General features: G+C 49.5%; 12 protein-coding genes. 4 read left to right on the forward strand and 8 right to left on the reverse strand.

The annotated features are described in order from the left end of the window. Positions 1–40: 40 nt before the first annotated feature. From DN748_RS14185 to DN748_RS14205, 5 genes are all read right to left on the reverse strand, one after another. Complete coding sequence (locus DN748_RS14185; protein WP_112372487.1) at positions 41–1456, reverse strand: nicotinate phosphoribosyltransferase; 1416 nt, start codon at positions 1454–1456, stop codon at positions 41–43. Further along, a complete protein-coding gene (gene rnpA, locus DN748_RS14190) occupies positions 1446–1853 on the reverse strand; it encodes a ribonuclease P protein component (protein ID WP_112372488.1) in 408 nt (135 codons plus the stop codon). The genes DN748_RS14185 and rnpA overlap by 11 nt, the downstream gene beginning before the upstream one ends. 117 nt (positions 1854–1970) lie before the next feature. Further along, positions 1971–3848, reverse strand: coding sequence for a M1 family metallopeptidase (locus DN748_RS14195; protein WP_112372489.1), 1878 nt, complete (start codon positions 3846–3848; stop codon positions 1971–1973). A 108-nt stretch (positions 3849–3956) separates the two neighbouring features. After that, complete coding sequence (locus DN748_RS14200; protein ID WP_112372490.1) at positions 3957–5591, reverse strand: S8 family peptidase; 1635 nt, start codon at positions 5589–5591, stop codon at positions 3957–3959. A gap of 47 nt (positions 5592–5638) precedes the next feature. Then, complete coding sequence (locus DN748_RS14205) at positions 5639–6505, reverse strand: MBL fold metallo-hydrolase (RefSeq protein ID WP_112372491.1); 867 nt, start codon at positions 6503–6505, stop codon at positions 5639–5641. 383 nt (positions 6506–6888) lie between these two features. Here DN748_RS14205 and DN748_RS14215 point away from each other — a divergent pair, with 383 nt between their 5' ends. The 4 genes from DN748_RS14215 (at position 6889) to DN748_RS14230 (ending at position 12919) form a co-directional block, all read left to right on the forward strand. Beyond that, the gene (locus tag DN748_RS14215) at positions 6889–7230 is read left to right on the forward strand and encodes a DUF202 domain-containing protein (RefSeq protein WP_236636877.1); all 342 of its coding nucleotides are present in this window, start codon (positions 6889–6891) and stop codon (positions 7228–7230) included. A 15-nt stretch (positions 7231–7245) separates the two neighbouring features. Then, complete coding sequence (locus DN748_RS14220) at positions 7246–9030, forward strand: cation:proton antiporter (RefSeq protein ID WP_201741484.1); 1785 nt, start codon at positions 7246–7248, stop codon at positions 9028–9030. 69 nt (positions 9031–9099) lie between these two features. After that, positions 9100–11136, forward strand: coding sequence for a cation:proton antiporter (locus tag DN748_RS14225; RefSeq protein WP_112372494.1), 2037 nt, complete (start codon positions 9100–9102; stop codon positions 11134–11136). Positions 11137–11143: 7 nt separating this feature from the next. Beyond that, positions 11144–12919, forward strand: coding sequence for an SLC13 family permease (locus DN748_RS14230; protein WP_112372495.1), 1776 nt, complete (start codon positions 11144–11146; stop codon positions 12917–12919). 211 nt (positions 12920–13130) lie between these two features. Here DN748_RS14230 and accC read toward each other — a convergent pair whose 3' ends face one another. The 3 genes from accC to DN748_RS14245 form a co-directional block, all read right to left on the reverse strand. Beyond that, a complete protein-coding gene (gene accC / locus DN748_RS14235; protein WP_112372496.1) occupies positions 13131–14483 on the reverse strand; it encodes an acetyl-CoA carboxylase biotin carboxylase subunit in 1353 nt (450 codons plus the stop codon). A 20-nt stretch (positions 14484–14503) separates the two neighbouring features. Further along, the gene (accB, locus tag DN748_RS14240; protein WP_112372497.1) at positions 14504–14995 is read right to left on the reverse strand and encodes an acetyl-CoA carboxylase biotin carboxyl carrier protein; all 492 of its coding nucleotides are present in this window, start codon (positions 14993–14995) and stop codon (positions 14504–14506) included. A gap of 63 nt (positions 14996–15058) precedes the next feature. Continuing rightward, a complete protein-coding gene (locus tag DN748_RS14245) occupies positions 15059–16057 on the reverse strand; it encodes a beta-ketoacyl-ACP synthase III (RefSeq protein ID WP_112372498.1) in 999 nt (332 codons plus the stop codon). Positions 16058–16089 lie beyond the last annotated feature (32 nt).

Consider the following 16089-nt stretch of genomic DNA (forward strand, 5'->3'; position numbering starts at 1 on the left):
GCCCAGGCACAAAGGAACTTTAACGCTTTTGTTTTCTATTCTACTCCGGGTCACCGTTCAGTTTCCTCTCCTTAAGGGCATTCCGCAAGGTTTCCATTTCCGGGCCCAGCCCCACCTTATACACATGGGGAAAGTCGAACCTCTTGTGCTCTTCCGGAAGTTTCCGGAGGTTTTCCCTTCCGGAAGCTGCTATGTCCCTCACTTCCCGTACACCGGCAATCCGTTTCCCGTTCTTCATGACCTCCTCCAGCAGCGGACGGGCCGTAGCAGGGTCCAGCCGCATACTTTTTCCCGGTTCGAAAGGATGTGCCATACGGTGTGGCGGAAGCGCACCGGCCCCCGTAATGGCATCCGCCATATATTGTCCGTTGCGATCGTAATACCTGTATACCTGCTTCTTTCCGGGGAAGTTCATCTTTTTCAGGTTTTCGGAAATCTTTATCCTGGGATGCCCCCCGAAACTGCACAGTTTGTACACTCCGTCCAGCGCCCCGTTCTCGTGTCCTACAACAAGATTGGTACCCACTCCGTATATATCAATAGCGGCACGCTGCTCCCTGAGGCTCCGTATCACATGTTCGTCGAGCTGGTTGGAGGCTGCTATTTTCACATCGTATAACCCGGCATTATCCAGCATATCCCGCGCGGCCTTCGAGAGGTAGGCCAGGTCTCCGCTATCGAGCCTGATCCCCATCAGTTTTCTGCCCGACGCTTCCATTTCACGGGCCACGGTAATTGCATTGGGCACCCCGCTTTCCAGGGTATTATAGGTATCTACGAGAAGGACGCAGTTTTCGGGGCGGGTTTCGGCAAAATCCCGGAAGGCCTCAAGCTCATCGTCATAACTCTGGATATAGGCATGTGCCATGGTCCCGCTTACCGGTATCCCATAGGTTTTCCCGGCCAATACATTGGAAGTGGAATCGAACCCTCCGGCAAAAGCCGCTCTCGATGCCTGTAACCCCGCATATCCCTGTGCACGCCGCAGCCCGAATTCGGAAAGCGTACTTTCTTCACCCGAAATATAACGGATACGGCTGGCCTTGGTAGCTATGAGCGACTGAAAATTGAGGGTGTTGAGCAGAAAAGTCTCCACGATCTGGCATTCTACTACGGGACCGGTTACCGAAAGCACCGGGGCAAAGGGAAAGATCAGTTCTCCTTCCGGAATACTGCGCACCGTACCCGTAAAACGGAACTCTTTCAGGTATTCCAGGAACCGGGCATCGAAGCCCTGCCCTTTCAGGTATTCCAGGTCGTCATCGGAGAACGACACCTCTTCCAGCCATGCCAGGGCATCTTCCAGTCCGCAGAAAAGCACATACCCTCCTCCGAAAGGGATCTTCCGGTAAAAATAGTCGAAGGATGCTTCCGTACGGTGCTTGCCTTTCAGAAAATAGGCCTGCCCCATAGCAAGCTGGTACAGGTCGGTATACAGGGCGGTATTAAACATCATCTGTTGTATTTTTTACCCCGGCCGCAGCGGCTTCCTTTTCCAGGAAGAGGTGCAGCAGCTGTTGCATTTTACGGTTCACTTGTTCAAAATCGGGCATTTCCCTGTGCTGATAGAGCAGCATAAAGGCATATCCCCCCTTATGGCCTTCTTCCAGGATATGTTTGTTGAGGCGATAGGCCTCGCGGAGCAGCCGCTTGATCCGGTTGCGGGACACGGCTTTCCTGAAATTGCGCTTACTCGCAGAAACCCCCACCTGAAACCGGATACCGGGAGGTAGTACCACAGGCATATACACCAGGCGAAGGGGAAACCTGGAAATACTCTTCCCTTCCGCAAAGAGCTGCCCGATCAGCTTCCGGCTTTTCAATTTTTCCGGTTTCGGAAAATCCTGAGTCATTTGAGTATCTTTTTGTAAAAATAGAAAAACCTCCCGAAACAGGGAGGTTTTCTGGTAAACTCATTTAGGAAACTATCTGAATTTTATCCGGAGGATACCCCGGGTTCCCCAATGTTCTTATTCATACGTCATGCCGTTATTGCTCTTGTCTATGTCTGCCATAAGTTCGGACGGGTCTATGACAATAGCCTTGATATCGCTCTTGGGCCTGTCTATTTCAAATTCATAGGTGGGATAGGCCCACGCCCAGTCGGGCAAAACCGTACGCTTCAGGTTGGGATAAGGGTTTTCCTTTTCACCTCTCATCATACGAAGCGGCGCATAGAATGTTTCATAAGTCTCATCCTTATAGACCACCAGCACATCGACCGGCATGGGCATAAGCCCTATGCGTTCGAGCGTTACTCTGGTCTTCCCTTCTTCTTCCGCAACTTCCTTTATCCCGTAATCTATGGTATTGGTCGTCATGGTCCAGTCTACCAGGTACCAGTCCAGGTCAAAACCGGACACTTTTTCGGCCACGCGTTTAAAATCGTTGGGGGTAGGATGCCTGAATTTGAAATCTTCGTAATACTTTCCCAGGGTCTCCATCAGCTTGTCCTGCCCGATGATATAACCCAGCTGTGCGAGGAAGACCTCACCCTTGCTATAGGCCGCAAAAGAATACGCCATGTTTTCGGCATACCTGTCACTGTGCGTCGTCTGCGGTTGCTCCTTTCCCGAATGGGCCAGCATAAAATAACTGCGGTATGCATTTTCGAACGGATTGGGCCTGTTGTGTTCCATGACCTCATTCTCGGCCAGGTCTGATATAAAGGAAGTAAACCCTTCGTCCATCCACGCATGTTTCGATTCGTTAGTGGCCAGCAGGTGCTGAAACCAGGCATGTGCCATCTCGTGGGCCGTAACCCCGACCAGGCTGCCAAAGCTTCGCTCTCCCGTGATCAGGGTACACATGGCGTACTCCATGCCACCGTCTCCTCCCTGAATTACGGAATACTGTTTCCACGGATACGGCCCTATATTTTTACTGAAAAAATCCAGCAGGGCCTCCGTCCTGGGCTGCAGGTTCTTCCAGTTCTCAATAATTTCCTTGTTGTCCTTGTAAAGAAAATGCAATGTAACACCGGAGGCGGTTTCCAGCTTGTCGTGAATATAGTCGGGATCGGCTGCCCAGGTAAAATCGTGCACTTTGGGAGCTATAAAATGCCAGGTGAGTTTTTTCCCTTTCGGGCGTTTTACCTTTGTCCCTTCCTCTTCATAACCATGTCCTATTTCCTGGGGGTTCTGCAGGTATCCGCTACCTCCCAGCACATAATCCTTATCAATACTTATTTTTACGTCAAAATCTCCCCATACACCGTGAAACTCCCGGCCGAGATACGGGTCGGCATGCCAGCCTTCAAAATCGTATTCGGCCATTTTAGGATACCACTGGGTCATAGACAGGGCCACTCCTTCTGCACTGTTCCTTCCCGATCTCCTGATCTGCAACGGTACCTGCCCTTCGAAATCCATCACGAGCGTCGTCGACGCTCCGGGTGCTATGGGTTTGGCGAGATCAACCTCCAGAACAGTCCCCTCCACCTTGTACTCCACTGCTTCCCCGTCCTGTACCAGGCTATGTACCTTGATATACCCGATCTCATCCGGTTTCAGCACTTCGATACGGCTTTCGTACACGGGCTCTTCTTTAGTCCCCTTATTGGTTACCATACGGCTGTCGGGGTCGTTTACCGTTTTCAGGCGCACATCCATCTCACTGCCGGGCTGGAAGGCATTGAAGTACAGATGATAAAAAACCCTGTCGAGCTCATCGGGAGAATTATTGGTATACACCAGTTCCTGTTTCCCCGTATAACGATAGGTCCTGACATCCATATCAATGTCCATACTGTAATCCACATGCTGCTGCCAGTACCCTTCAGCGCCGGACTGGGCCACGGCGTGAAATACCGCCACGAGCATGGAGCACGCAATAACAACTCTTTTCATATTTATGTTTATTTCTTTTTTAGGTTAATTAGGTTAATAGGTTATTAGATTAATGAGTTATTAAGGCAACACTTAATAACCCAATAACTCATTAACCCACTAACTTACTTACAGGGTAAGTTTGTTCCTGGACACCTTATCAGCCATAATAATGGCATTATACGCATTGACCATTCTTCCTGACCTCGATACTTCAGAGAAAGGTTTCTTTTTCTCCGCGTTTCCTTCCAGGATGACATTCGTTTCGGAAGCAAGGCCGGAATGCATGATTATTTTCTTCACCTGCGAAGCGGTAAGGTCGGGATAGTACGAACGGATCAGCGCCGCCACCCCGGCCACCTCCGGCGAGGCCATGGAGGTTCCCTGCAGAAATTCGTATTTATCTCCGGGGATGGTAGACCATATCTTTGTTCCCGGGGCAAAAATATCCACATTGTTTTTCCCGTAATTCGAGAACCTGGCAATCATTTCCGGGCCATAGGTATAGTCCAGTGCCCCTATGGTGATAAAATTATCCGCAATCTCCGTCTCGTTATCTATAGCATCATTGGGATACACATTGGTCTTGTCCAGGTCCTTGGATTCGTTCCCGGCGGCATTGACAATAAGCACATCGTGTTCTGCGGCATACCTGATAGCCTCCCTTACCCATTCCACATGGGGAGAGTAGTATTTTCCAAAACTGGTATTTATGATTCTGGCGCCATTGTCTACCGCATACCTGATGGCCAGGGCGATATCCTTGTCGTATTCGTCCCCGTTGGGCACGGCACGTACCGCCATGATCTCCACATTATTGGCCACACCGTTCATCCCGATCCCGTTGTTACGGGTAGCGGCAATGATACCCGCCACATGCGTTCCGTGCTTGGCTTCCTCCTTATCCGGACCTATAACATTGGCATCACCGTAGTCCGTATCGTTAATATCGTCCGGGTTGTCCCCGACCACGCTTCTTCCGTCAAAATCCATGTTGAGGTTGTAATTCAGCTGGTCGGTAAAATGCGTGATCCCGTCCTTGAGTTCCTTTTTCAGTTCTTTTACCGAAGTCAGGCTGCTGTCTATGGAAAGAATGTTGTTGAGCATTCCCTTGGCCTTGACGATCTCCAGGTCGGAACCTTCAACTTTATTGAGCTCTTCTTTCGTATAATCCTCCTTTTTCAGCACGGTCCTGATCACTTCATCAGCCTCGTTTACCATCTGGAGAATACGTTCGTACTGATCCTTATTGGTCTTGGCCTCTGCCAGTTCCTTATCGTATTCGGCCCTGGCATCCTTATAGGTCTGGGAACCGTCGTCCCCCTTCTTGAGGATGCGTACATACTCGAGATTTTCGTGTATGGCCTCGCCGAGGAAATTCCAGCCGTGAACATCGTCCACATAACCGTTTCCGTCATCGTCTACACCATTTCCCGGGATTTCCTTTGTATTGGTCCAGAGTACATCCCTGAGATCTTCGTGTTCTATATCCACTCCGGAATCTACTACTCCTACGACAACCCTGGTACTCTTACGTCCCTGCAGCAGTTCGTCATAGGCTCTGCCTACACTCATTCCGGGTATGGTGTCGGCCAGGAGGTCGGCATGAGGCCAGGTCTCGTATTGTTCCTGCGAAAGTGCGGCAACCTTGAGCGGTACGGCATCTATATTTTCTATTGGGGTAGATACGATTGCGGAGGTTCCGCAACCTGCGAGCAAAACGGCTGCCGATACAGGCAACAGAAACGATTTTGTAAGGTTCATAAAATAATATATTTGTCTTTAAAAGCCGGGCTGCCGACTGAATTCACTTAATTAAATACCTCGTCAAAGGTATGGGTTTCCCGGAGTCTTACCCCCTTATCCGTATGTTTCAGGGTACAGACCTGGTTGTGGGCATCGTGCTCCATAAACAGGTAGTACTCTTCGGATGCCGCCTTGTCCAGGAACCTGCCTTTTTCTTCCAGGGTGAGCAAGGGACGCGTATCGTATCCCATGACATAAGGCAGCGGAATATGTCCCGTGGTAGGGAGGAGATCGGCGGCAAAAACCAGTGTCTTTCCCTTGTATCTGATATGGGGGATCATCTGTTTGTCGGTATGACCGTCTGCAAACAGGATACCGAAACCCAGCTCCGTGTCTTCAAGATAATCCGACCCCGGTTCGGGAGCGGGAATAAAGTGCAGCTGTCCGCTCTCCTCGATAGGCAATATGTTTTCCTTCAGAAAGGAGGCTTTTTCCCTTGCATTGGGTTCGGTGGCCCATTTCCAGTGGTCCCTGTTGCTCCAGAACCGGGCATTTTTAAATGCAGGTTCGTATCCCGTCCTGTCCCTGTTCCACCGGATGCTTCCCCCGCAGTGATCGAAATGCAGGTGGGTCATAAAGACATCGGTGATATCATCCCTGTGAAAACCATACCGGGCCAGTGACCGGTCTGTATTGTGGTCGCCCCATAAATAATAGAACCCGAAGAACTTTTCCGACTGTTTGTCGCCCATGCCGGTATCGATAAGTATAAGCCTGTTCCCATCCTCTATAAGCAGCGAACGGGCCGCCAGGTCTATCATGTTATTGGCATCGGCCGGGTTGGTCCTCTGCCACAGCGATTTCGGCACTACTCCGAACATCGCGCCTCCGTCCAGTTTGAAATTCCCCGTTTCAATCGGATATAATTGCATACACAACAGCTGTTTACAAGCAGACCCGGCACCTCCTTTCCCGGGTTACCGTTTTTCTGCATTCATCCGGGTCCCGTTTACCGGATATCGATCGTACCAGGCGGTAAGCCCGTCTTTTCTTCACCCGATCTCCCGGTATGCGCCCCGATTTTGTCAAATAACCCGCAAAATAATAAATCAGGAAAACAAAATATCAGAAAACCCCTTTTTATTGGGTGTTTTTTAACATTTTTATATTTCGGTATATTTTTAAAAGACAATCTTATGGATATTCTAAAATATTCATTTATTTTTAGAGCGTACGGGCACCGTTCGAACAGCTTTGGCGGTGGATCTGTCCCATCCGGATATTAATTGTGTACACTCAGGTATAAGCGTGAACCATGAAAAAACTCATTCCCTTCCGAAATATGAAACTTTTGCGATTCGGGCGTGATTTGAGAGAGGACCACAATCTTATTCTCAGAGACTACCTCTCCATAGAACGGACCCGGCTGTCTAACGAAAGAACACTATTGTCCTACATCCGTACATTTCTGTACCTGATACTGGGCGGTATCGCATTGATTCAACTCAACAATTTTTACAACCTCAGGTATCTGGGAATACTGGCTCTGGCTCTCAGTATCGTGTTTCTGGTTATCGGAATTTACCGGTTTATTCTGCTCAAAAAGAGCCTGAAACGTTTTTATTACGAATCCCGGGAACAACAAACCCGCAATTAAAAAATTATCCCCTTTATGGAGTTACAACTATTAAATTTACTTTTGGTTCTGCTATTTGCCTGGTTAGGAGGTGCTGCAGCCACCCGGATGGGATACCCGTCCATTCTGGGAGAACTGGTGGCCGGCATTATTTTCGGTCCGGCCTGGCTCGGTATCCTGGCTCCCTCCGAAACCACCGCGATACTGGCAGAAATGGGGGTATTGCTCATGATGCTGTACATAGGTATGGAAATAGACTTCCGGGACCTGGGGAAAGCTTCCAAAGCCGGGTTGCTGGCAGCCATAGGCGGCTTTGTTGTTCCTTTCGGCCTGGGATATTTCGTCATGATCCGGTTCGGCAGCTCACCTATGGGCGCCCTGTTTGTGGCCATAGCCGTGGGGGTCACTTCCCTGGCTACCAAATCGCGTATCCTGGTAGACCTGAAGCTCCTGAACACCCGTATCGCCCACGTGCTGATGGCAGGAGCCCTGATATCGGACACCGTGGCCCTGATTATCTTTGCAGGTATCATCAGTTTTGCCGATGCCGGAAATATCGCTTTTACCGAAATTCTCCTGGTTACGGGCAAGGCTCTCGGTTTCTTTCTCGTAGCCGGACTGATCGGCATGTATGTACTGCCTTTTCTCGGCAGGCAACTGGAAAAATCCGGACTTGCAAACCGCACCCTGTATTTTACCATAATGCTCGTTATAGCCATAGGTTTTTCCGAACTGGCGGAACTGGCAGGGCTTCACTCCATTCTCGGCGCCTTTATTGCCGGGCTCTTCCTGAGGGACAGCATTTTTGACCACCGGCTTTCCAGGGAGCTCAACAAGGTATTCCACGATATTTCCATCGGTTTCCTGGCCCCCATATTTTTTGTAACCGCAGGTTATCACGTCACCTTTGATGTTTTCCAGAACAACCTGACATTGTTACTGATAGTACTCGCTGTGGCCGTACTGGGAAAAATTATCGGTACGACACTCTTCTATATCCCCAGCGGGAACGGATGGCGTGAAGGGATTACCGTAGGCACCGGGATGAACGGCCGCGGAGCAGTAGAGATCGTCATTGCCGGCATCGGGCTCAGTATGGGGTATATAGACAATACCATCTTTTCGATCCTGGTATTTATGGCCATTTTCACTACCGCTACCGTACCCGTATTCCTGACCTGGACCACCAACTGGCTGCGAAAACGCGGAGAACTGGTTTTTTCCTCCACAAAGAAACAGGGGGTACTCATTCTCGGTGCCGGACCTCTGCCACTATACATTGCCGGAAAACTGAGATCGTCTGCCCAGGTCACCCTTATCGATTCGAATATAGACAACTGCAGCAGGGCCTCGTCCTTCGGACTGAAATGCATACAGGGCAATGCCCTGAAAGAAGAGACCATCATAGAAGCCGACGGGTACGAAGCCGGTACTTTCGTAAGCCTTACCAACAACAGCGAGATCAATGTACTCGCGGCACAGCTCGCCAATGAGGCCATAGGCATTCCCAACATTTACGTTTCCCTGAACCCTTCTTCGGAAGGAGCGAATGTCGACCTGCTGGAACCCATCGGGGCTTCCACCGTTTTCGCCAAAAAGATAGATCACTACAAATGGGATTACAAAATTGAGAACAAAGAGTTTGAAGAATACAGTATCGAAATAACCGATACCGTTTCATCAAGAGAATTCCTGAAAAAGCTCACAGCCGAACAGGGAGACATACTTCCCGTATTTTACAAAAACAGCGACGGAAAGTATCGCATTTACCATTACGGAGTGGAACTCGAACCGGGATATACCGTATATTATATCAGATAATTATTGTAATCTTACATTTACATAGAATACAAAATGGCAAACACATAACACTTTTAACATCCCGTCACCATGGAAACCATGATCAGTCAGTTAAAACACGAATTCGAACTGCCATTGAGCAATCCCGTACTGGTATTCAGCCTTATACTCTTTATTATACTGTTATCGCCCATACTCCTGAAGCGGCTGAATATTCCCGGCATCATCGTACTCATACTTTCCGGGGTGCTGATAGGCCCATATGGTCTCAATATCCTTGAAAAAAACTCGGCGGTAGACCTGTTTTCCACCATCGGGCTCCTGTATATCATGTTCATCGCCGGGCTGGAACTGGACATGAACGAATTCAAGGCCAACAGGAACAAAAGTGTGCTATTCGGTTTTTTTACCTTTATCATCCCGCTCGCCATAGGGCTGCCGGTATGTTATTACCTTCTGGGGTATAACCTGAATTCAAGCCTGCTCACCGCCAGTATGTTTGCCACGCATACCCTGGTAACCTATCCCATGGTCAGCAAGCTCGGGATATCCAAAAACCAGGCAGTTGCCGTTACCGTGGGAGGCACCATACTCACGGATACCGCAGTGCTTATCATACTTGCGGTAATCATGGGGTCTGAAGAGGGCGGGCTTACCACCGACTTCTGGATACGCCTGGCAATTTCCCTGGGGATTTTTCTGATCATTATGTTTCTGGTAATTCCGAAAATTGCCCAATGGTTCTTTCACAAGCTTGAAAACGAAAAACACTCACATTATATTTTTGTTCTTTTTATCGTTTTCCTGGCGGCATTCCTGGCGGAGATCGCAGGGGTAGAACCCATCATCGGGGCATTTATGGCCGGCCTGGCACTCAACCGTTTAATTCCCCACTCCTCTGCCTTAATGAACAGGATAGAGTTTATCGGGAATTCCCTTTTTATTCCCTTCTTCCTGATCAGTGTCGGAATGCTGGTCGATATAGGGGTTATCACAGATGGCCCCATGGCATTGATCATAGCCGGAACACTTTCGGTAGTTGCCCTGGTGGGAAAATGGTGTGCCGCATTGCTTACCCAGGTCACATTCAGGTATTCCGCCGCCCAGAGACAACTTATTTTCGGGCTGAGCAGTGCTCACGCCGCCGCCACCCTGGCCGTGATCCTGGTGGGGTACCGGGCGGGAGTACTCGACAAGAATATTCTTAACGGCACCGTTATCCTGATCCTTATAACCTGCATCATCGCTTCTTTCGCCACACAAAAAGCCGGCCGCAAGATTGCCATGAGTGCAGAAGAACCGAGCAGTAACAGTTCCGTTCCGGGAAGCAGGGGAACCATCTTTTCCGACGAGCATATCCTCCTCCCGATTGCCAATACCAGGAATATGGAGAAAGCCCTGGAATTCGCCACCCTGATCAAGGACAAAAAATCGGCATACCCCCTTACCATCCTTACGGTGGTCCCCAATGACAGGGAAGCTGAAAAAAACATGGGAAAAGCAAGGGAAGAGCTCGAGCGCTTCTCGCGTGAAGCCACGGCCTCCGAGATCAGGACCGATGTCATAGCCACCATAGATTACAACGCTTCCAACGGTATAGCCCGGACAGCCAGGGAAACCCTCGCCAATATTATTTTACTGGGCTGGCCGGGAAAAAAGGGGTTTATCGAGAAACTCATCGGTGAAAAAATGGAACACCTGATGACCTATACCGATAAGACCATATTTATCGGGGATTTCAGGACACCCCTGGTAAAACATCAGCGTATTTTAGTCACGGCACCTCCCTTTTCCGAGCTGGAACAAGGTTTCGGCACCTGGGTCAGCAAAATATGCCGGCTGTCTGAAGAACTCAACATACCCGTACGGTATTACTGTACCGCAGATACCAGGGAGGCCATACAAAAGTATACGGAAGCCCACAAGATCAACTCCGGGCATCAGTTCGAACTTCTGGAAAGCTGGGATGATTTCTTTATACTTTCCGGGGAGCTGAAACCAAACGATCTGTTTATACTGATCTCAGCCCGCAAGGGATCGGTTTCCCACCTGCCCCTGATGGACAACCTTCCTGCCAAACTGGAAAAGTACTTCGCCAGGAACAGCAAGATCATCGTATATCCGTGATAAACATATGTCTGTACAATTAATCGTTACACTTGTCATCATCGGCACAGGCATATTCCTGTTTGTCAGGGACTACTTTTCCATAGACACGACTTCCGTGCTTATCATGGCCCTTTTCATCGTGTCCGGGGTACTGAGCCCCGAAGAAGGGTTTTCGGGCTTTAACCATCCGGCAACCATCACCCTCGGATGTATGTTTGTGATCAGCGCAGGTGTATTTCATTCCGGGTTACTCGAAGGGGTCAGTGAAAAAATGGTAAAACTCGCCCGCAAGGGCTATATACCGGCCCTTATCGTATTCTGCCTGAGCTCAGCGCTGTTTTCCGCTTTTGTCAACGATACTGCGGTAGTGGCCCTGTTGCTGCCCGTAGCTCTCAGGGTATGCCGGGAAAGCGATATCAGCCCTTCAAGACTACTTATCCCCATCTCCTTTTGCGCGTTGTTCGGGGGCACTTGTACGCTGATAGGAACTTCGACCAATATACTGGTGAGCAGTTATGCCGAAAAGCTGGGAGTCGAAGGGTTCGGGATGTTCGAATTCAGCCTGGCCGCACTCTGCCTGCTCGCTATAGGATTTATCTATATTTTTTTCGCATCTCCCCTGATACTTCCGAAACGGAAAAACACCGCCAAAGCCCTGAAAGAAGAAGCGGAAAACTATGTCAGTGAAATTGTCATCCCGGAAGGATGCCCGGATACCGGCACCAGTATTTCGCGATCCGGACTGGTCCGGGAATACGAGCTGCAGATACTGAGTATACGCCGCAACGATATCAATATTTATCACATAAGCCCGGAAACCACTATACAGCAGGGTGATGTTATCAGAGTCATTATCCGGCCGGACACCCTTAATCTTATCCACGAGGCCGGCAGATATACCATAAAAGGTGACCTGAAGGGATCGCCCCTGAAAAGCGATGACGACGAAAGACATCTTTACGAGGTCATTATTCCCTTCGGTTCTTCCCTTTCCGGAAATTCCCTGCGTGCTGTCAATTTCCGTCGCAAATACCGCTCTTCCGTACTGGCCATACGGCACCGTGGAGCATTACAGATGGAAAAGCTTGCCGATACCCGGCTCCTGGAAGGTGATATGCTTCTTGTCCTCGGGTCGTATGAAGAAGTACAGGCCCTGTCGTCACAGGGAATGATCGTTATACTCTCGGAACACAAATCGACCCGCGTGAACCTCAGGAAAGCCATTCCTTCCCTGGTCATCGCATCAGGAGTAATTCTCGCAGCCACCCTCAACCTCACCTCCATACTGATCAGCAGTATGATAGGCTCTCTCTTAATGATCATCACGGCAACCCTGAAACCCACGGAAGCCTATAAGGCAATAGAATGGAAAGTCATTTTTATGGTGGCCGGGGTGCTTTCGATGGGAACGGCACTGGAAAAAACAGGCGGGGCAGAGCAGATGGCCGCTTTTATAGAACAAAGCCTCGGAAGCTATGATCCGAGGATAACGCTGAGCCTGCTGTACCTGGCCACCTTTCTCTCTACCAACATTCTTTCAAGCAAGGCAGCTGCAGCCCTTATGACCCCGATAGTTATCAATCTCGCCGCTGCCATGAACGTAAACGAACGGCCATTTCTGGTCGCGGTCATGTTTGCCTGTTCCCTTACCTTTATGACCCCGGTAAGCTACCCTACAAATACCATGGTATACGCCCCCGGAAATTACCGGTTCAATGATTTTCTGAAGATCGGCACCCCGCTCAACATTATTACCTGGATCGTAGCTTCGCTGATTATTCCGTATTTCTTTCCGTTTTGACAAGGAGTCCGGGAGTGTTTACTCCGGGAATATTTGAACTAAACCTCTCTATGGACTTGAAGTCCATAGGTTTTCGGCAGACTTTTAGAACCTGGAAGGAAGATGCACTGAAGTGCATAGTTTTAAACTTTTTTGAGACCAACAAACCTTTTCCCATAAAAAAACCCGTGCCGTCCGGCACGGGTTTTCAGTATGTTACAGTATTTTTATCCTATTCTTCCTCTTCAGGCTTCATTTCGAAGTCTTCCATAAACTTGGTGGTGTAATTCCCCGCAATATAATCGGGGTGGTCCATCAGCTGCCTGTGAAAAGGGATGGTCGTTTTAATCCCTTCGATAACGAATTCGTCGAGTGCCCGCTTCATCTTGTTGATCGCCTCGTCACGGGTCTGTGCCGTGGTGATGAGCTTGGCGATCATGGAATCGTAATTGGGCGGTATCACATAACCGCTGTACACATGCGTATCGAGGCGCACTCCGTGGCCTCCCGGCGCATGCAGGGTAGTGATCCGTCCGGGAGACGGCCTGAAGTCGTTATACGGGTCTTCGGCATTGATACGGCACTCTATGGAATGCAGTTTGGGCGTGTAATTACGCCCGGAGATCGGCACTCCTGCAGCAACCAGTATCTGCTCGCGGATCAGGTCGTAATCGATCACCTGTTCGGTGATCGGGTGCTCTACCTGGATACGGGTGTTCATTTCCATAAAATAGAAATTCCGGTGTTTGTCGACAAGAAACTCAACGGTACCGGCACCTTCATATTTTATGTATTCCGCAGCCTTTACCGCCGCTTTTCCCATTTTTTCCCGGAGTTCATCGGTCATAAAGGGAGAGGGGGTCTCTTCGGTAAGCTTCTGGTGCCTCCGTTGTACGGAACAGTCCCTTTCCGAAAGGTGACAGGCCTTTCCATAGGCATCGCCTACGATCTGTATTTCGATATGCCTGGGCTCTTCTATGAGCTTTTCCATATACATCCCGTCGTTCCCGAAGGCTGCAGCAGCCTCCTGCTGGGCACTTTCCAGGGCCTTTTTAAGGTCTTCTTTCTTCCATACGGCACGCATGCCCTTTCCTCCGCCTCCTGCAGTGGCCTTCAGCATCACGGGATATCCCATTTCTTTGGCCAGTTTTGCCGCGTGTTCATAAGATTCCAGAAGCCCGTCTGATCCGGGAACCGTAGGAACACCGGCTTCCTTCATGGTCGCTTTTGCCGTAGCCTTGTCTCCCATTTTCTCGATCATTTCGGAAGAAGCCCCGATAAACTTGATCTCGTGCTCGGCACATATTTTGGAAAACTTGGCATTTTCGGAAAGAAATCCGTACCCCGGATGTATGGCATCGGCATTCGTGATCTCCGCTGCCGCGATGATATTGGACATCTTGAGGTACGACATATTGCTCGGGGGAGGTCCTATACAGACCGCTTCATCGGCAAAACGGACATGCAGGCTTTCGGCATCGGCCGTAGAATAGACTGCTACGGTCTTGATACCCATTTCCCTGCACGTACGAATAACGCGAAGCGCAATCTCTCCCCGGTTTGCTATCAGTATTTTTTTAAACATCTGCTGAAATTTAAAATTTCTTATGATGGATCAACCAGGAAAAGGGGTTGGTCGAATTCTACCGGCGACGAATCGTCTACCAGTACCTTAACGATCTTACCGGACACCTCCGATTCGATCTCGTTAAACAGCTTCATCGCTTCTATAACACAAAGTACGTCACCCTGTTTTATAGTGCTTCCTACCTCTACAAAAGCAGCTTTATCCGGTGAAGGTTTCCGGTAAAAGGTTCCGATAATGGGAGATTTTATGGTAATGTATTTATCGTTGTCGGACGAGGGGTTCTCAGGGGCAGGGGCCGGCGGGGCAGGAACTTCCTGAGCCGGTTGCTGTACCTGCTGCGGCGCCACGGCGGGAGCCACGGGTACATGCTGAATGTACGTGGTTTCTGCAGCACTTCCTTCGGTACCCGTCTTGATCGTGATCTTTACATCGTCCATTTCCAGCTTTACCTCACTGGCACCGGACTTGGCGACGAATTTGATCAGATTTTGAATTTCTTTTAAATCCATGTTAGTCGTTTTGTTTGTTTTTAGGTCTTTTTGCATTTCCCGACAAACGGGACGAATGTCATATTACCGGGGGTCATAGGCCCATTTCAGATACACGGAACCCCAGGTAAAACCACCTCCAAAGGCAGCAAATATAAGGTTATCTCCTTTTTTCAGTTGCTTTTCATAGTCGTTTAACAGCAGCGGCAGGGTCGCCGATGTGGTATTCCCGTACTTCTGAATGTTTACCATCACCTTTTCCTCCTGCAGCCCTACACGTGCGGCCGTGGCATCTATAATCCTCTTATTGGCCTGGTGCGGTACCAACCATTGCACATCGTCATGCTCCAGGTTATTCCTCTTCATTATCTTGTCGGCCACATCAGCCATATTGGACACTGCAAACTTGAATACCGTCCTGCCGTCCTGGTGGACGTAGTGCTGCTTGTTCCTGACGGTCTCTTCCGTAGCCGGCATCAACGACCCCCCGGCTTCCATGTTCAGGAAAGCCCTTCCGGCGCCATCAGACCTCAGGTATTCATCCTGGAGCCCCAATCCCTCTTCATTAGGCTCGAACAAAACCGCACCCCCGCCGTCTCCGAAGATGATACAGGTAGTGCGATCGGTGTAATCGATGATCGAAGACATCTTGTCTGCACCTACCAGCAACACTTTCTTATATCTTCCCGACTCTATATAACTGGCCGCTGTAGACATCCCGTACAAAAAACTGGAACAGGCCGCCTGCAGATCATAGGAGAAGGCATTCACCGCTCCAATTTCGGTAGCCACATAGGCCCCGGTAGAGGCCACGAGAAGATCGGGCGTAGCGGTAGCCATAATAATAAGGTCTATTTCTTCCGGATTGATCTGTGATTTTTTTATAAGGTCTTTTGCAGCTTCTATGGCAAGATAAGATGTGCCCCTGGTATCGTCCTTGAGAATACGTCGCTCCTTGATCCCTGTTCTTGTGGTAATCCACTCGTCATTGGTTTCCACCATACCTTCCAGGATCTTATTGGTCAGTACAAAATCCGGGACATATGCTCCTACAGCGGTAATTGCTGCTGTTTTTTTACCCATAATCAAATTCCGTTTTATTCAAAAACACGAAA

It is taken from the genome of Sinomicrobium soli (genome assembly GCF_003285545.1).
Taxonomy (GTDB): Bacteria; Bacteroidota; Bacteroidia; order Flavobacteriales; family Flavobacteriaceae; genus Sinomicrobium.